This window comes from Aquimarina discodermiae (assembly GCF_040786235.1).
Taxonomy (GTDB): domain Bacteria; phylum Bacteroidota; class Bacteroidia; order Flavobacteriales; family Flavobacteriaceae; genus Aquimarina.
In genome coordinates, this window is record NZ_JBFMKP010000012.1 from 1 (window position 1) to 18,512 (window position 18,512).

At 34.4% G+C, this 18,512-nt stretch carries 10 protein-coding genes; 1 reads left to right on the forward strand and 9 read right to left on the reverse strand.

The window, feature by feature from the left end; all coding sequences use genetic code 11:
- Positions 1-228: 228 nt before the first annotated feature.
- The 3 genes from ABW636_RS09045 to ABW636_RS09055 all read right to left on the reverse strand — a co-directional run bounded on the left by ABW636_RS09045 (position 229) and on the right by ABW636_RS09055 (position 8,504).
- Positions 229-4,221 carry a GEVED domain-containing protein gene (locus ABW636_RS09045; RefSeq protein ID WP_367589652.1) on the reverse strand — a complete coding sequence of 1,331 codons (3,993 nt, stop codon included), beginning with the start codon at positions 4,219-4,221 and terminating at the stop codon, positions 229-231.
- A gap of 35 nt (positions 4,222-4,256) precedes the next feature.
- Positions 4,257-7,178, reverse strand: coding sequence for a CUB domain-containing protein (locus tag ABW636_RS09050; protein WP_367589653.1), 2,922 nt, complete (start codon positions 7,176-7,178; stop codon positions 4,257-4,259).
- 720 nt (positions 7,179-7,898) lie between these two features.
- The gene (locus ABW636_RS09055) at positions 7,899-8,504 is read right to left on the reverse strand and encodes a 4'-phosphopantetheinyl transferase family protein (RefSeq protein ID WP_367589654.1); all 606 of its coding nucleotides are present in this window, start codon (positions 8,502-8,504) and stop codon (positions 7,899-7,901) included.
- Positions 8,505-8,686: 182 nt separating this feature from the next.
- Between ABW636_RS09055 and ahcY the strand changes: the two genes are divergently transcribed.
- Positions 8,687-10,003, forward strand: a complete 1,317-nt coding sequence (gene ahcY / locus ABW636_RS09060) for an adenosylhomocysteinase (RefSeq protein WP_367589655.1) — start codon at positions 8,687-8,689, stop codon at positions 10,001-10,003.
- 117 nt (positions 10,004-10,120) lie between these two features.
- Here the strand turns inward: ahcY and ABW636_RS09065 are convergent, their stop codons facing one another.
- The 6 genes from ABW636_RS09065 to rpmA form a co-directional block, all read right to left on the reverse strand.
- Positions 10,121-10,837: a hypothetical protein gene (locus tag ABW636_RS09065; protein ID WP_367589656.1), complete on the reverse strand. Its 717-nt coding sequence runs from the start codon at positions 10,835-10,837 to the stop codon at positions 10,121-10,123.
- A gap of 635 nt (positions 10,838-11,472) precedes the next feature.
- Positions 11,473-12,480: a phytase gene (locus ABW636_RS09070; RefSeq protein WP_367589657.1), complete on the reverse strand. Its 1,008-nt coding sequence runs from the start codon at positions 12,478-12,480 to the stop codon at positions 11,473-11,475.
- Positions 12,481-12,617: 137 nt separating this feature from the next.
- Positions 12,618-15,488, reverse strand: coding sequence for a TonB-dependent receptor (locus ABW636_RS09075; protein WP_367589658.1), 2,871 nt, complete (start codon positions 15,486-15,488; stop codon positions 12,618-12,620).
- A 182-nt stretch (positions 15,489-15,670) separates the two neighbouring features.
- Positions 15,671-17,254 carry a tetratricopeptide repeat protein gene (locus tag ABW636_RS09080; RefSeq protein WP_367589659.1) on the reverse strand — a complete coding sequence of 528 codons (1,584 nt, stop codon included), beginning with the start codon at positions 17,252-17,254 and terminating at the stop codon, positions 15,671-15,673.
- Positions 17,255-17,413: 159 nt separating this feature from the next.
- Positions 17,414-17,995, reverse strand: coding sequence for a DUF3332 domain-containing protein (locus tag ABW636_RS09085; protein WP_367589660.1), 582 nt, complete (start codon positions 17,993-17,995; stop codon positions 17,414-17,416).
- Between the two features lie 220 nt (positions 17,996-18,215).
- The gene (gene rpmA / locus ABW636_RS09090) at positions 18,216-18,476 is read right to left on the reverse strand and encodes a 50S ribosomal protein L27 (RefSeq protein WP_367589661.1); all 261 of its coding nucleotides are present in this window, start codon (positions 18,474-18,476) and stop codon (positions 18,216-18,218) included.
- Between the last annotated feature and the right edge of the window lie 36 nt (positions 18,477-18,512).

Below are 18,512 nucleotides of genomic sequence, written 5' to 3' on the forward strand. Positions count from 1 at the left end.
TTAGCATAAGATATCATAGATAGGTTTTTAGATTAATAAATTGAAATTCAGTACTTTAATTTACTAAAAACTTATCTTTTTTGCTACAAAAAATCCTCTAAATATTAATCGAACTCAGGTTAAAAGATATTTTGTTACTATCAAAACAAAAAAAATAACAAAATAAAAACCCGTAGCAGGACTAAATACTGCTACGGGTTTTAAAAACCTGAAATTTAAAAAAAAGCTTTATTTCTTGATTACAGAATGGTATTCAGAAATATTCTTTGTAACTATTCTAATGTAGTATACTCCTACACGTCTAATCTGATCTTCTCCCAAAGTTATTTTTCCAGGGTTTTCAGCATATGTTTTTGAGTAGACCTCTTTTCCAAGAACATCATACACGGATAGTGTAAAGTTTTCTTTTCCTAATCCACTAACATCCAATGTAGCTGTATCTTTAAAAGGGTTAGGAGTGAAAATAGATCTTTTGTATTTATCTACCGACTTGGTAAAGTTTCTTGTAGTAACCAGACCTTGCTCTGGTTCTTTATTATATGCATAGTCTAATATAGTATACGAAGTGCCATCGCTGGAAACCGTTGCATAAAACCATCCATAATGTGTTCTTGTGCTAACTTTAAAATTAAATCCTATGTAACCAGATTTACCGTTCCAGTTAGGGTAGTCAGAAGAACTTACTACAAAGCTATTAGCGTTGGTTACAAAATTACTAGAAGCATCAACTTTTACTCCATCAGGAAGTAAGGTTATATTACTAGAGTTTGCTTCGCATACAACATCTTTATCATAGGTAACTAATCTAAGGATGTTACCTGATAGCCATGGTCCAAAGTATCTGCTGTCTCCGATTTCTATTTGAAATGGTGTCCAGGTATTCGTAGCACTCACAGTTTGATCCTGAATATCTACATATACTACCTCTCCTGTATTTGTTGGTACACATGGGCTACATGTTACTCCTCCACAATCTATACCCGTTTCATCACCATTTTGGATACCATCAGTACAAGTAGGATCTGGGTTAACCACTCCCCCAATATTTACTGTGTAATCTTCTGCCTCTCCATAATTAAAAGTACCACAAGGTGATGGTGCTGTACTATATCTCATAATTACTCGTAATCTTGTAGCTCCATCTTTTGCATCAGAAGGCACTGTAAATTGTCCTGTAATAGAAGTATCTTTAGAAGCTGTTTTACTAAACACTTGTTCTCCTGAATCTTCAAAATCGCCATCTTGGTTATAATCTATCCATATACCATATGCCTCGCTATATACGGTACCTGACCATGTTGGAGTGATAGTAAATTTATGGTTATTATTTTTGGAAAGACCAGTAGATATATTTGTGAAATCACTATAACCTCCATTAGAGGTAGAGGCATTATCAATACTACCTAATTGAAAACGACTAATATATTCGTCTGAATCGTTTGTTGAATTAGCATCACAATAGATAAGAGTAGGACAAGCAGGGCAAGAACGACCTCCACAGTCAACACCGGTTTCATCTCCATTCTTGATACCATCATCACAAGTTGGGTCTGGATCCGGATCTTTTCTGGTTACTGTTATAAAGTTATCAGAAACATCATAACTTGCTGTAGCCAAATCCCTATCGGTAATGCTTTTTCCGGTGACACTCAAATTACCATTATAAGAGATACCATATACTTTACATATGCCTTCGGTAGCACCTTCAAAATCATGAGATGTAGTTTCTGTTGCCAGAATTTTTCCTGCTTCATCTGTAATTAGATAAGCATAAGTAGCTATAGATTCACTGGTATTCTTAAATGAAATAACATCTGCAATACCATCACCGGTAATGGTAGTTATTGCTGTTTGATCATCACTGGTTGATACTGTAGCTCCTTCTACAGGAACTGCACAAGGTTTACAAGAACCACCGCAGTCTACACCAGTTTCGTCACCGTTCTGTATGCCATCGTTACAAGTAGGATCTGGGTCACAAGGTTTACAAGAACCACCACAATCAATACCTGTTTCATCACCATTCTGGATACCATCATTACAGGTAGGACCTGGATCATCTCCTTGAGTAATGGTAACATAATTTTCTTTAATTTTGGTGTCAGAACCAGCGCTATTGGTTACTTTTAGCGTTACTCTATACGTACCTGGAGTTGTATATCTAATCTGTGGATTTTTGTCATAACTTAACGAAGGAGTTCCTCCTTCAAAATTCCACTCCCATCCAGTAATTGTATTTTGTGAGTTATCACTAAAGTTAATAAAAGATCCACCAGGCGCCGATTGTGTATTTGATTTGAAATCTGCAACAGGTTTGATATCTGGAGAATTAATATACAGATTGTAATCTTCAACTTCACCTTCTGGAGATTCTCCACAAGGATCCTCATCACCATTCTTAAAACTAAAGAAGGATCGAACTCTCATTCTTGATTTTCTTCTCAGAGCATCTGCTGGAACTTTGATTGTTGAAGTAAAAGTAGCACCACCTGTACTATTGATTACAGCCATTTTTTCACCTTCATCTCTAAAACTTCCATTTTGATTCCAGTCCACCCAAATGGCTACTTTATTTCCTCTTCCATTTTCATCAACAGCAAAGCCTGCGCTAGATGTCGTAATAGTAATTGGATAGGATTCATTTCTTTCTACGATAGTCTGTAAATTACTGTAGTAGGTATAAGATCCCGCAGCAGTAGTATTGTTGATAGCTCCTATTTTTACATTTGCAATTCCTCTGGTGCCTCCTGATCCTCCAGAATTGGCATCGCAATAGTCAACTTCTACTTGACTAACAGTAATATAGTTTTCTTTAGTAAGAATATCTTCTCCTTTGGCGTTAGAAACCTTTAGGGTTACTTTATAAGAACCTTCATTATAATAGGTAACTTCTGGATTTATTTCGTTACTTACAGGAGGGGAGGCACCTTCAAAAGTCCAGGAATAATTCAAACCACCACCGGTAGTGGCATCTTTAAACCTTACTTTATCACCTTCTTCTACTACGGTTTTATTAGCAGAGAAATCAACCACTGGAGTCGCTGCAGGTTTTATGACAACATAACCTGTCTTTGTTTTCGTATTTTGATTAGCTCCCTTAGAAACTTTTAGAGTAACATTATAGGTTCCTGCATTGGGATATGAAATTTCTGGATTTTGTTGAGTACTATTAGGTGTATTTGCTCCTGTAAATGACCACTCCCACGCAGTTGGTTCTCCTAATGAAAAATCTCTAAAAATGATTTTCTCGCCTTCAAAAGCTTCAATTTTGTTAGCAGAGAAATCCGATTTAAGATTACTAGTCACAGTAATATATCCTGATTTTACCTTAGTAGCACTTCCATTTGCATTGATTGCTATTAATTTTACATTATATACTCCTGGATGTTCATAGGCCACTGTAGGGTTTTTACTGGTACTGGTGGCCGGAGTTCCTCCTGCAAATGACCATTTCCAGCTGGTAGGCGAATTTTTGGATTGATCGGTAAATGTAATCGATTGATCGCTGGGAATTTCAGTTTTATCTGCTACAAAATCTACAATGGGTAACAGTACATTTTCTTGCTCATAAACAATCTTAAGATCGTCGATTGCCATCATGATTCCTTCTGTTGGAGTGACATGGTGAATAGCAACATATATATCTTGATTGGCATAGGCAGAAAGATCAAAAGAAATTCGTTTCCACCCTAAAGAAGAAGTAGTAGGGTGCTTACCTGAAGCCTCTATATATTCTCCATCAGAAATTTTGGTAAAACTATTGATATCATTGGTCGTAGTCGATACCCAAATTTGGTAGCGCTGCCAATATTCATGATAGTTTTGAATATAGAATTCTAGTTTAGGACTTCCTCTTTCTAATCTAACCTTGGGTGATATAATCCAGTTATCTGCATCGGTATCAAAATTACAACTAAATAACAGCAGGTTATTACCGCTTCTTGGTTTTAGCCATCGCTCTGCCATAGGCGGATTGGTTGCTTGTGGACTAAATATGGTAAAAGCTTTTAACTTATCTCCATTCGTCCAGCTAATTCCATTAAGCTCGTATTCTTTTTCTTTATCTCCATCTATACCTTTAAATGGATTTGCCTGGGTAGAAAAGGAGCTAAAGCTATCCCAGCTTCCCAGAGCATTAAGTTGATCTGTGGTATATACTTGTGCAAGAGTTAACTGAACATGTGCTACAAGTAGTAAAATACCTAAATATATTTTTTTCATTACTTTTAAATTTTTAATTACCTGACTACATTCGATTATTTTGCAACACATGATACTATTGCCTCCCAACCTTTGGTTGGATATTGACTATCTGATACAAATTTGAAGGTTAAACTACCACTGGCATTGTTTGCAATAATAGTCCCCGGAGAGTTGTAACTACAGTATTTCCCGATCAATTGGGCCGTAGTGTCTGTACCGTCATAAATTTCGAGATAATCATATTCGCAAGTTTCAGCATATTCCATTTTAAACTTCTTAAAATCTACTTTAACTTTACTATTCTCGAATTTTGGAGAAATGGTTGTGGTATGATCTTCTTGATTTTTATAGTTTCCTATTACACCAGAGTCATAAAAAATACCAGAACAAGCTTCTACTACTTTTATTTTTCCAGCAATAATGTTGTCTTCTATGGTAATATAATCTGATTTGGTTTTGGTCATGGTATTTCCTTTAGCATCTGTTATGGTAAGGGTAACATCATATTTACCTACTTTATCATAAAATACTTTAGGCGGGAACTGTCCGTTATAACTGCTTGGAATTCCTTCTGGGAAAGACCATTTCCAGCTGGTAATTTGTTCACCATTCAATGATTGAGAAGCATCAACGATTTGACTCCCTTCATTCATTTTTACTTTCAAATCATCACTGTTAAAATCAGCAATTAGTTTTTTATTTACGGCTACATTAGAGCGCCAAAGACCTCTACCAAAAGTAGCTGCTGTAATCGTATTTGATGCTTCATGAATCTCTAATTCCTTTACAATGACATTAGGCATGTTCGTCATAAATGGTTCCCAGTCGGTTTCTGTATCATCTATATAATATGCTCCCACGTCCATTCCTACATATAAACCATTTTCTGGGATATCATGATATAAAACACAGTTTGCAGGGATATTAGGTAAACTTCCTGAAACATTTTTCCATGTTTTTCCTCCATTTTCTGTAGTGTATACTTTATTACCACTAGAATAACCAGAGAAAGAGACAGCTACTTTTTCTGGGTTAGATGGGTGTACAGCGATATAAGTAATTACCATATTCGGTAAACCGTTAGAGATATTGATCCAGTTGGCTCCTCCGTCTTTGGTCATATGAATTTTGTTATCATTAGAAGCATAGATATAATTAGAGTTTGATGGCGCCAAACCAATAGCTCGTAATGCCCCTATTCCAAGATTAGAAATGGTAGACCAAGTTTTCATTCCATCTGTAGTTTTTACCACTTCAGCAAGTCCTGCTATGATAACATCAGGATCGTTATGATCCATTTCATAAGGAACTACCCAAGCTCCGCCCCCTGGGTTGGTAATTTTAACATCTCCATTTTTTTCTCCACCATTTATAGATTTATGCCAGGATAGTCCTTGTTGTGTAATCCCATATACAATATTCTTATCCTTCCAGTTAAATAGTACGTTACCACCATCGGCTCCTAACCACTCGTGCCATCTTCCTTTAGAAAAAATGCTACTACCATTGTCTTGTGTACCCCCGCCATATACTTCTGAGTCTGATTTAGATAATCCAAGCCTGTAAAATTGTCGATTACCCAAACCTTCAGAAATATTCTCAAAAGTTTTTCCTTTGTCTGTTGAGGTAACTATTAATCCATCATTTGCTATATATAGTTTTCCATCTATATATTGCATATCGTGAATATCCGGATGTATATAATTTATATCATTTCCTAACTGCCATTTGGATGTCATTTCCCAATTTCTACCACCGTCTAACGATCTCCAGGTAACAATTCCTCCAAAATGTACTTCATTTGGATCTTTATCAGAGACAGTAACAGCCAAATCATACCACGCTTGTGATTTGCCATCATTTGGTAAATATCCAAACATATCTGGAGTGCTACTATTGTTTATTTTCACAAAAGACGCCCCGCTGTTGGTAGATCGGTATACACCCCCCATAGCATTGGTATTTGCAGTGGTAGAAATCACATATACATAGTTTGGGTTTGCTGGCGTTACGGCCAAGACAGATCTTCGTGCTTTGGGTACTGAGTTTATAACACTAAATGTTTGCCCTCCGTTGGTAGAACGATGAATACGACCACCTCTATTATCATACCCATAAATTGTATTTGGGTCGTTGGGCTTAAGCTCAAAATCTCTTAAATAGAGATTGTTTAATTTTTCCCAATTGGCACCTGCGTTAGATGATCGGTAAAACCCATCGCTAGAGGATGCATAAAGTATAGAAGAGTTATTGGGATGAATAATTATTTTACCAATTTGCTTTTTGTTAATCACATCAGAGGTTAGTCCTGTTGTATTCCAAGTTTTACCGGCATCGGTAGATTTTAGTACTCCTATACTATAGGTATATCCTCCATCTATATCTCCCGTTGCGATATATAAAACGTTAGGGTTTGAGTTGTCCAGAGCTACCCAAGATACTCCAAGTACAGGTAGATCATCGGTTAACGGTTCCCAATCTCCGTTTTTACCTCCAGAAGTTGTTTTCCATAACCCTCCAGCAGGAGTTCCTGCATAAATAATGTTTCTATTGGTGGGATGAAACGCTAAAGAGTTTACCCTTCCTAATCCAGGAGCCCAGTGTCCTGTGATATCTGTAGCAGTTCTAGGTCCTAACTCTTTCCAATTGCTAATTACTGACTTTTTCTGGCCTTTGCTTCGTTGTCGGTATCGTTTTTGGAATTTTGAGGCCTCTCGCCAAGCAATTCCAGGATCTATTCGTTCTCCGGTAGGATATGTTCTTTCATACATATGATATTGCCATCTCATAAACTGCTTATATCCAGTCCCTTTTTTGTCATCTTTAAATTGAAAGTAGTTATTAAATTCTTTCTGGACGTCTTTAAAATTTACATCTGGATTTTCCATCATTTTACTCCATTTTTCTTCTTGAGAGTGGACCCCAAAGGAAGCTAGTAGTAAAAAGAGGAAAATAAATCTGTTCTTTTTTTCCATGTGTTGAGTTTTAAGTTTACTGTGTCGTAAATGTGTTTTAAATAATTTTAATTCTCTTGTTGCAATAGTTTTTTCTAAATTATGGAGTGTGAGATCCAAAATATATTGTATATCCAAAGTATACCATATTAGGTATAGTATATATGTACTTTTGTTATCGTAAGCCAGATAGTAAAAAAGTTGGGAAGTAAATCTTTTTATCCAGGATTGCCGTAATAAGCTACTAAACTCGTGTATTATATATTTCCAAAAATTTATTTAATATGCTTATTGCATTTTTCTAACACTTGGTAACGTGAATTTCCAGGTTAATTATGTGTAAGAGATTACTTTATAAAGTATACTTAATAAATCTGGGATTAACTTTTTAATATAAAAGCCTAAAGCCTTATTTTTTTAAAAAGCAATTAAATATTAATACATGTTGAATAGTTTAGTAGAGTTGATAAATGAGCGTAAATTTCCATGTCATAGTTATAAGTTGAGTTAGAATTTAATGTAGTGCTTTAAACGAAACATGTAAGTTTATATTATAGCGCTGTAGAATATTTTAATGTTAAAATATTATTAATGATTTTATGTACATAGATAGTTAATGTCTTTGATATAAAATCAAACCGGTATAAGACTTTTTTACAAGTGTTTATGTGCGTTTTCAAAAGTAAACATTATAATTTGTTATTAAGCTGGTAGGCCTACCAGTAAATAACGAAGTACTTCTTAAAACTCTTTTTCATATGGTAAGGCATATACACATGTAAAACCTTCAAATTCTATAAATGCCAAATCATAATGACTTATTACCTCATTATAATTAATTGCGCCATAGATAAAGGGATGGGTGAGATCAAAAGGAGAAATGTAAATATGTTGAAGAAAACTCAGACCTGCGGTAGCATATAACTTGTAAAGAGATTCTTTGGCTCCCCATAGTATGGTTAGTGCACGAGTTTTGTCTTGATGTTGATTTTCGTTTTCTAAAGACTCATTTTCGAACTCATTTACAAATTTATGTGCAATGGTGTGAATCTTTTCTCGTTGTTTTTCGATATCAATTCCAACAGGTTTATTGCTAATGATGATTCCGGAAAATTGATAAGAATGGGTGATAGAAATGTGCTTTCCGTCTTTTAAATAAGGTTTTCCAAATTCATCATAATACAAATCATGATCGGTATAATTAGCGGCAACTAATAAATGTCGAATGCTCATAAACCCTCTTTTGTGCATATCAGATTTCATATTATCAACTCTATTTTGACAATGTTCTGTTAGCTCAATTCCTTCACAAAGGAAATCATAAGATTCTTCGATCTTCCAAATCAATAAGTTAGTATTTGAATCTATTGTTATAGTTTTGTAAAGAGGCATTTATAGTGTTAAAGTTATTATGTACCTTTGCAAACCGAAAAACAGAAAATAACTTTCTAATTTTCGGAGGACGAATTTAGAACAATTTGGTGCCAAATACTAAAAAGCACCTCATAAACATAAAAATATAGACCACTATGAGTACCAAAACTGTACCTTATGTTCCTTACAAAGTGAAAGATATTTCATTAGCTGCTTGGGGAAGAAAAGAAATCGAACTAGCCGAAGCAGAAATGCCAGGGCTTATGTCGCTTCGCGAAGAATATAAAGATGAGCAACCGCTTAAAGGAGCTCGTATCGCTGGGTGTTTGCATATGACTATACAGACTGCGGTACTTATCGAAACTTTATTAGCGCTTGGAGCAGAAGTTACTTGGAGTTCTTGTAATATTTTCTCTACTCAGGATCAGGCAGCAGCAGCGATAGCAGATGCAGGAATTCCTGTTTATGCCTGGAAAGGTATGAATGAAGAAGAATTTGACTGGTGTATCGAGCAAACTTTATTTTTTGGAGAAGAAAGAAAACCATTAAATATGATTCTTGATGATGGAGGAGATCTAACAAATATGGTATTAGATAGATATCCAGAATTGGTAGATGATATCAAAGGATTGTCTGAAGAAACTACTACAGGAGTTCACCGTTTATACGAGAGAATGAAAAACGGAACTTTGCCAATGCCGGCTATTAACGTAAATGATTCTGTTACCAAATCAAAGTTTGATAATAAATATGGTTGTAAAGAAAGTGCTGTAGATGCCATTCGTCGTGCTACAGATACGATGCTTGCTGGTAAACGTGTGGTAGTTTGTGGATATGGAGATGTTGGTAAAGGTACTGCTGCATCTTTTAGAGGAGCAGGTTCTATCGTAACTGTTACCGAAATTGATCCAATTTGTGCTTTACAAGCTGCTATGGATGGTTTTGAAGTGAAGAGATTAGAAACTGTAGTGGGAAATGCCGATGTAATAATTACCACGACAGGAAATAAAGATATTGTACAAGGACAGCACTTTAAAGCACTTAAAGATAAAGCCATTGTTTGTAATATTGGTCATTTTGATAATGAGATTGATATGGCATGGTTAAACGATAATTACGGAGATACAAGAGACGAAATTAAACCTCAGGTAGATAAATATACTGTTGATGGTAAAGATATTATCATCCTTGCAGAAGGTCGTTTGGTAAACTTAGGTTGTGCTACAGGGCATCCAAGTTTTGTGATGAGTAATTCTTTTACAAACCAAACATTAGCTCAAATCGAACTTTGGAACAATTCTGAAAACTATAAGAATGAAGTTTATATGTTACCTAAGCATTTGGACGAAAAAGTCGCAAAACTACACTTGGCACGTCTGGGAGTAGAATTGGAAACATTAAGACCAGAGCAAGCAGAATATATTGGTGTTACAGTAGAAGGGCCATTTAAGCCTGAATATTATAGGTATTAATATAAACGATGTCGTGGGGCATAATGTTATATGTATAAATTTTTCAACAAAAAAAGAGGATGTCTAAAAAGTTAGGCATCCTCTAAGTTTTTTTAAAATCTATGTTTAGTTTTAGTATTAAAAATTATGTAAGACCCTGTCAACAATTGCAAATTTTGACTCGGCACTCGATCCATCTGATATTATTTTTCCATGTACCCTAACAAATCCTTTTCTAACACGAAAAGATTTCCTATTAATGTCATCTTCCTCAATTGGCCAACTGCCATTAGGGCCACCAAAATTAGGATTCCATGATCCTGAAATATAGTTTGATCCAATAAATGGGACATCTGATCCAATTGTGAAATACTCGTATACATTTCCTCCATCTGGGGTACCCGTTGGCACATTATATGTTATATAACCAGAGAAGCCTGTTGCTGAACCAGATGTTTTTACGCCAAGTATAGCCGCTGATTTTCCCGGAGGTATTACACGAGGGGGCTCGTTATAAAATCTTCCCCAAAAAGTATGTTTACCAATTCTTGTTAAAGGTCTGTCTAGCATATTGGTTATTACCATAAGAGAAGATACTCCATTACCAAAATTTTGTTTTAATTGTCTCACCGCAGTCCACGCTTCACTAGATGTATTATATATGTGTGCAGCATTCGCAGATTTGTGAGAAATAGTTGTAGATTGCGAATCACTATCAAGATATGACTCACTTTCTTCTAAAATACTATCATCTTTTTGACATCCAGTTAGGCAAAAGGAATAAATGGATAATATGCATATGTAAAGTTTTATTTTACTAGATCGATTGTGATTTACTTTTGAATAGGTTTTCATAATTTTTTAATTTTTAACTCATCTTGACTTTTTCTATTTCCTAAAAATTGGCTAAAATTTACCCATAATTCGTTACTTTTCTTACCCGTAGCATTGCTATGATTTTCAAAAAGTGCCTCATCTAGTCAAATTTTAACTCATTTTCGGTTATAAACAAAAAGTCAAGATGAATTCTTTAATAGAATTAGGTTTTAGAATATAAATGTAATTAAAAGGTTAATGCGTTATCTTTCTAATTGTACAAAGGGTATATTTGGTTGTATTAACGACCAGTTTGGTTGTATGAAAGGAGTTTTAATTTTTTATGTGTTTGTGTAGGTTGAAGGTGTATAAAGGATTTGAAAAGTGGAGTATATAGTTTAGGTATAAGGATTGATGTGAATGCAAAGTATAAAATGTTCCTAAAAAAATAAATTAAGTATATGATTGTTAAAAGGGGGTGTTTGACTTTTCAAACACCCCCTTTTTTTGTTACGAATATTTCAGCAAAAGACTACAAAAGAAGAATTCATTAAAATAAATCGAATTTTTTTAGATAATTCTTGATGATAATTTAATAGAGCTTTGTTGAAAAATACTTTTTAGACCCCTCTTTTGTTTTTTGTGCTTTTTTGGAGCATTCAAATCCAATTACTTTACAATTCTAATTTTTCAAGATCATAAAAGTAGAAATCGCGTTCTTCGTTCATCGCAACAAAAAGACCATTTTTAAATTTAGTATTTAAAGGAACAGCTACCACATCACATCCATCGGTTTCTGTAGTTCCTAAATTAACAGCTTTTATAAAGTTGTTTTCTTTTCTCGAAAAAATATTAAACTGCCCTTTTTGCTGGTCAGAAACAATAAGAACTCCCTGACCGTTTGGTTTTGTGGTGATTGCAATTCCTTCGATATCATCCTTGAAGTATTCTCCCCCAAAAAAAGCTAGTTCTTTATTTCCTTTGGCTGGATCTGCATAATATTTCCTAATTCCTATACCTTCGTCTGCATAGTACACAAACCCTAATTCATCGTCTACCGCTATGGCTTCAATTTCTTTTTCTCCACTAAATTTCCCAAATCGTCTCACTAATTTGGAGGTAACTCCTGTACTATCACTACTAAGCGTGTATTGATATAAGTATTGATCTTTAGGGCCTATCTTTCTGCTAACAATAGCCGAAACATTTTGATTCGAAGGGTTTTTATACACGCTTACTCCCATAGGTCTTCTTAATTTCAAATCGGTTTCGTCTTCAAACACAGGAAATCCTCCGTTATCTAAAGGTTTCATGTCAGGAACAGAAAAAACACGAATTCGATTTCTTTCTCTTTCTGTAAAAACAATAATATCGGTTGTGGTAGAATCGTCTAGTTTAAAGCCGTACTCAAGGTCAATATTGTTAGGATATTTAATGTTTTTAATCACCTTTTCGGGGATTATTCTTCCTTGTAGATCAAAAGCATAAATGGCTCCGTTAGTGTCTTTGTCAGTGCCAAAAATGATACTTTTTGATGGGTTTGTTGGGTGAATCCAAATTGCCGGGTCATCGGTATCATGAGGTACTTTTTCTGAAATAATATCAGGGTCAATAGGAGGCAATTTTTTATCGCATGAAATCAATGTGATAAGGGTAAATAATGCTAATATGTTTTTTTTCATTTGTTAGAGTTATATGATGTTGAAGTGCAGTTAATCTTTTAAAAACGTGAGCCGAAATAAAGATTTTGAATGAAAACATCTTGTTGTTTTCTTATGTCAAACTCACGCTTTTAAAAGAAGATGTTGAATGTGTGTTGTTATTTATTTTTAAATAAGTCGTATTTCAAGCCAAAAGTTAGTCTTCTTTCATAGTATTCTGCTTGGATGGTGCGCTCAGAAATACCTTGATAAAAACGTAACGGTTGGTTGGTAATGTTGTTGAGATCTGCGTAGATACTTAGATTTTTTGTAACCGCATAACTAGCGTTTAGATCCAAAAAGAATTGTTGGTCATAGTAACGATCTTCAAAACTGTTTCCGCCCACTTCGTCGATATAGGCATCAGAAAAGTTTGCAGATAATCGCAAGCTAAATTTTTCATCGTTGTAACCTAATGAACCATTAAACATATGCGGTGCTGTATTAGGCAGATCCAGATCTTCTCTTTCGTCTCCATCTTCATTACGAATACCGTCTGCATTAGAAGTTAGGTAGGTATAATTAAGATAAAGACTTATGTTTTTGGCAAATCCTGGTAAAAAATCCAGCTGACGCTGAAAAGCTATTTCTGCCCCAAAAATAGAAGCATTATCTCCATTTAATGGTTGAAAAATGTCAAATCCACTGGTGTTAGCACCATAGATATTATCAGAAGTTTCTCCTTTAAAAGTATAGATGAAGTCGTTTATGTTTTTATAAAACAGTCCTCCGGATATAATCCCTACAGAAGAAAAATAATGTTCTGCCATCAAATCAAAGTTCATCGAGGTGGTTGGATCAAGATCAGGATTTCCTGCAAAAATTTCTTCATCCCCAGATACAACATCTAACGATGGTACCAAATCAACATAATTTGGGCGTGCTAATGTATTGGTCCATGCAAACCTAAAAATAGTCTGATTAGATAGGTTGTATTTGAAATGAACGCCTGGTAAAATATTGGTATATGATTTTTCTTCGGTAACTTCTCCTGTTTTTGTTTCTTCATCCAGGATACTGTTACCAGTTGCTTTGATAGTAGTGTGCTCTATTCTTGCACCTACCAAAATGCTAAACTTGTCTGATAATTTTTGATTAGCCATCACATATCCTGCATAAACGTCTTCTTCTACATTAAAGTTAGCTCTAAGAAACTCGTCGGGTACAGATTCTCCATTGGTAAGATTGAGGTCTCCCAGCCAGTTTTGATCAGCAAAGTCACCTATTTGATATTGGCTACCGGCCAGAAAATCGGTATTGGTATATTTTCTTACCGTTGCATCTGATAATGTAGGGAAGCTATCTTCAAAATCAAACTCGAAAAAGTTATTGTCTCTTAGTTTGCTTTTTAAACGACCTCGTGTACCTAATTTTAGGGTTCCATCACCATTCCCAAAAAAATCAGATGGGATCTCTACATTAATTGAGAAGTTAATATCTTCTTCTTCTGTATATTTGTCTTCTTCGGTGATTTCGCCATATTCAAAATTAGAAAGATCGTTTGCTTCTGCTGCATCTACAGGAGTATAGATAGGAAATTCTGGATCAGAATTGTCATTATTGATGGTGTATTCTGATTCGAATTCTGCGTAGCGTTCATTCAATCGTTCCTCTGATGCTTTAGAATAAGATGTCATCCAATCCAGCTTTATGTTTCCGAATAGATGATTTCCTCCTAAATTATAATTTTGCATGCGTTGATCTTCTAATCGTGTATTTTTATTACGATTATTATTTATCCCTCCTTTAGTTTGGCGTTTTACTTCTATAGGAAAACGAGTCAGGTTTCCGTTAGCTACTGTAAAGTCATCTGCACCTATATCTTCACCATCCAGAATTTCATAATCCAAACGAAATCTATTTTCGCGATCATCTCTCCAGTTATACATCGTTTTTAAGTAGAGATTGTGATTGCTGTTAAATTGATAATCCAAATTAGCCGCAAAACTTCGTCTGATTCGCTGTACCAGGTACTTACGAATCTGGAACTCTTTGGTATATGGGTTTACAGGAACTCCTTCAAGGACATCTTCTCCCTCTGCGTCTTGAACACCTGTGTTGTATTCGAACTCATTATCCCATTGTGCCTCAAAATTATCAGAGCCAAAATCATTGTCATTGATAGAAGCAGATAGCATCCATCCAAATTTTTTGTTTTTGGTTCTATCTCCCACCAAAATAGATCCATTAAGAATTCTTTTGTCGGTAATGAAGTTAATACCAGATCCTGCGGTTGCAGACAACCTAAATCCTTGTGGGGCAGTTCTGGTAATTAAATTTACAGATCCACCTAAAGCATCGGCTTCCATATCGGGAGTTACGGCTTTGCTAACTTCGATTGTCTGAATCATATCAGAAGGGATCAGATCCATTTGCACATTTCTGTTATCTCCCTCTGCAGAAGGAATTCTACTTCCATTTAGTGTTACAGAGTTTAGCTGAGGCGATAGTCCACGAACAATGACGTTACGAGCTTCTCCCTGATCTACCTGCATGGTAATACCGGGGATTCGTTTTACGGCATCACCCACATTAGCATCGGGAAACTTTCCTATTTGATCGGTAGAAACAACATTAGTAATGTTGATGTTATTTTTTTGTTTATTTAAGGCTCTTGCTTGTCCATTAGAAGTAAAACCTATTACAGTTACATCGTCTAATTGCTCACTTTCTGAGGTTAAAACAATGGTAATAAAAGTAGTTTTGTTTGCAGTGATTGTTACTTCTTGCTGTACATCTGTAAAACCTAGGTATGCTATTTTTAAAGTATGATTTCCTTCTGGAATATTTACCAAAGTAAATTTTCCGTCGAAGTTAGAAATTGTTGCTTTATTAAGAGAATCTATAAGAATAGAAGCTCCTGGCATGTAGATGCCGTTTTCATCGGTTATGATTCCTGCTACAGAACCATTTTGTGCATATAAATTACCAGAACATATGGCAATTACAAGCGTTACAAAAATCAATTTTAATAATCTGGATGGTTTCATTTACGTGAGTTTAAAAATCAATTCAAAACTATGCAAGTATCAGAAAATAAGGGTTAAGCGTAAAGCAACAAAGGGTAAACAATCGACTGTGGTAGTGTGAACAATAAGGCAACAATTATGATTTATTTACATTACAATAACACTTACAAAAAGAACTCGTTAAAAAATAGGATTGAGTACTTTTATAAGGCGATCATAAAATTAACGAGCTCTTCTTTTTGATCGATAGGAAGCTTTTTGCGTAGACGGTAACGAGCAACTCTTACACTATCTGGGGTAACTCTTAATATGGAGGCAATTTCTTTTGAAGAAAGATTAAGACGAAGCAACATTCCTAAGCGTAATTCTGCGGGAGATAGATTTTCTTCTGATAAGGAAGAAAGTTTTTTGATAAATTCTGGATGTATCTCTTTAAAAAAGTTGTTGAACTCATCCCACTCTCGTTCTTGTTTTAAGTTGAAGTTAATTTCTTTTGCCAGTTTTTTGATGTTCGAATGAATATCAATGTTTTTTCGTGCGGCCAAATTGGTTAAGGTAAGCGAAAGATCTGATAAGATTTTGTTCTTTTGAGATAGGTGCAAGCTATATCTTGATAATGTAGAAGTTTTAAGGTGTACTTCGTACTGTAGGTTTTTCTCTTCGATCTCTTTTTTTTCTAATTCTGCTTTTAGTGTTCGTTGTTTATAAGCCAATATTTTGGATTTTTCTTTTCGTTTTCGCTTAAAGTACATAAATAAAATGCTGGTAATAAAAACTAAGGTTACAAGACCAACCAGTAATAAATCCTGATTGGCTCTATTTGTTTTTTTTTGTTCGAGCAGGAGACTTATTTGTGCTTCTTTTTGTTGTGTTTCGTATACGGTTTGTAAGGCATAAAGTTGTTGTGTATTTTGAGTAGATACCAACACCTCATTAATTTGTTCACTTTTAGACAAATGATCAAAAGCATTTTTGTAATCATTGGTAAGTGCATAAGCTTTTGATAGATCTTTATGGGCACTTTTCATTTCGTATTTATCTTTTGTTTTAAGTGCCAATTGATATGCCCTATGTGTATAGTCAATAGCTTCTTTATAATTGCCAGTTTTTCTATTAATATCTCCCAGGTTATTTAAGACACTTATCAAGCCTGTATTGTTAGTCTTCTTAAAAAAATCCTCAGATTTTTTAAAATACTGATAAGCAATATCATATTGTTCAAGGTCTTCATAGATGCTTCCGATATTCTCGTTTACAGTTGCAATGCCTTCTTTGTCGTTTAATTCTGAAAATAGCTCAAGGCTTTCTTTCTGATGTTTAAGAGCTTCAAGGTATTTTCCTTCCTTTTCGTAGTAGGTTCCTAACAACCCTTTTGTAATGGCTTTACCTTTTGTATATTTAGAAGTTTCGGCAATCGTAATATTCTCGTTAAAATACTCTTTTGCCTTTGCGTTATTTTTTAAGGATAAGTATATTTTTCCGATTTCATTTTTTAAATGTACAGTAAGTGTATCTTTTTGTTCGATGATGGCCAAAGCATTATTGTATTGTCTAATCGCTTCGTTATACATGCTTACTTTTTGATAAAATTTACCAAGTTGTGTGTGCTTTTGGACGACAATATGAGGAAGGGCTTTTTCTTTTTGCGAAGTTTCAAGCGCTAATTTTAAAGATTGAAAAACAATATCCACTTGTTTTTTTTCTTGTTGCTGTATTGCATCTTGAGCAAATGAATTGAAAGAAATTGTAATGAATATTAGGAAAAAAAGGTTGTATACAGATCTCATACGGTATTGTACTACTTATAAACCCGACTAAGTTAGTACGCTTTTACTACTGTATTGTTATTTACCTATTATAGTTATGTTATTTAATTATTTCCTGAATAAAAAAGGCCTAAATAACTACATGTGGTTATTTAGGCCTTTTTTTAGCGTTGAAAATATTTAGTTTGCTTCTGCAAGTAAGCAATTCTCATATAATGCTATTTTATTGTCAAGAAGTGCTACTCCTTCTTTTCTTGAAGCTCTGGGGTCAATTCTTACTTTTTCTCCATCTGGTAAGTGCACTACATAAAACCCTTTTTCAAAAGAAGACAATTTAATAACTTCTCCATTGGGTTTAATGGCACTCCATGATTTTTGAGTTGGGCTATATACTAAATCTAATTTTTCTCCCTTTCTTTTCCCGTCAATGATATTAATTTGCAGTCTGTTTTTGGTTGCAATCATTTTATAGGTATTTCCGTCTTTTTCTACTACCTTGGTTTCAATATCACCCTCGTTCATAGCTACCGGATTAGAACCACTCCAAAATTCTATGGTATTAAAAATTAGAACATCTCCAATAAAAAATAAACCATATACGGGAACAATATTTAATCCCCAAAAAATTAGATTGTCTAAAAATTTACTATCAGTTACACCATCATTCCAATCTCTAAGACCATTAAAAGCACTAAATGATCCTAAGCAGCTAGAAAATAAAATTGAAGTAGCAAGTGCTATGCAAATCGTTTGTTTTTTCATAATAAAAAATTTAAAAGTGAATACTGTAAAATAGGGGTATCGAACTCTTGTTGGAAATTCGTGTTTTAAAAATCAGGTTTACTGATAGAAAGGTATAAAAAAATATAATGACTTCTAAAGAATTGAGAAGGAAGAGGTAATTAAAATATCCCTAGAAAAATAAAACCCTTTTCTGTGTAGAAAAGGGTTTATAATATATAAAAAAGATAAAATTTGTTTTTTATGCTTCGAAAGGAACAATAGAAACATAAGATTTGTTATCTCTTTTTTTAGTAAACTTTACAACACCATCTATTTTGGCATGTAGTGTATGGTCTTTACCTGCATATACATTTTCTCCAGGTTTGTGTGCTGTACCTCTTTGTCTAACAATGATGTTACCAGCAACGGCAGCTTGACCACCAAATATCTTTACACCTAAGCGTTTCGATTCTGATTCTCTACCGTTTTTCGAACTACCAACTCCTTTTTTATGAGCCATTTTCTTTAGGTTTTATGGATTAATACTTAATGTGCA

Bases quoted from the DNA above. Each gene is read 5' to 3' on its own strand.
- ahcY (WP_367589655.1), top strand. From the start codon at position 8,687: ATGAGTACCAAAACTGTACCTTATGTTCCTTACAAAGTGAAAGATATT.
- ABW636_RS09045 (WP_367589652.1), bottom strand. From the start codon at position 4,221: ATGAAAAAAATATATTTAGGTATTTTACTACTTGTAGCACATGTTCAG.
- rpmA (WP_367589661.1), bottom strand. From the start codon at position 18,476: ATGGCTCATAAAAAAGGAGTTGGTAGTTCGAAAAACGGTAGAGAATCA.
- ABW636_RS09085 (WP_367589660.1), bottom strand. From the start codon at position 17,995: ATGAAAAAACAAACGATTTGCATAGCACTTGCTACTTCAATTTTATTT.
- ABW636_RS09050 (WP_367589653.1), bottom strand. From the start codon at position 7,178: ATGGAAAAAAAGAACAGATTTATTTTCCTCTTTTTACTACTAGCTTCC.
- ABW636_RS09080 (WP_367589659.1), bottom strand. From the start codon at position 17,254: ATGAGATCTGTATACAACCTTTTTTTCCTAATATTCATTACAATTTCT.
- ABW636_RS09065 (WP_367589656.1), bottom strand. From the start codon at position 10,837: ATGAAAACCTATTCAAAAGTAAATCACAATCGATCTAGTAAAATAAAA.
- ABW636_RS09070 (WP_367589657.1), bottom strand. From the start codon at position 12,480: ATGAAAAAAAACATATTAGCATTATTTACCCTTATCACATTGATTTCA.
- ABW636_RS09075 (WP_367589658.1), bottom strand. From the start codon at position 15,488: ATGAAACCATCCAGATTATTAAAATTGATTTTTGTAACGCTTGTAATT.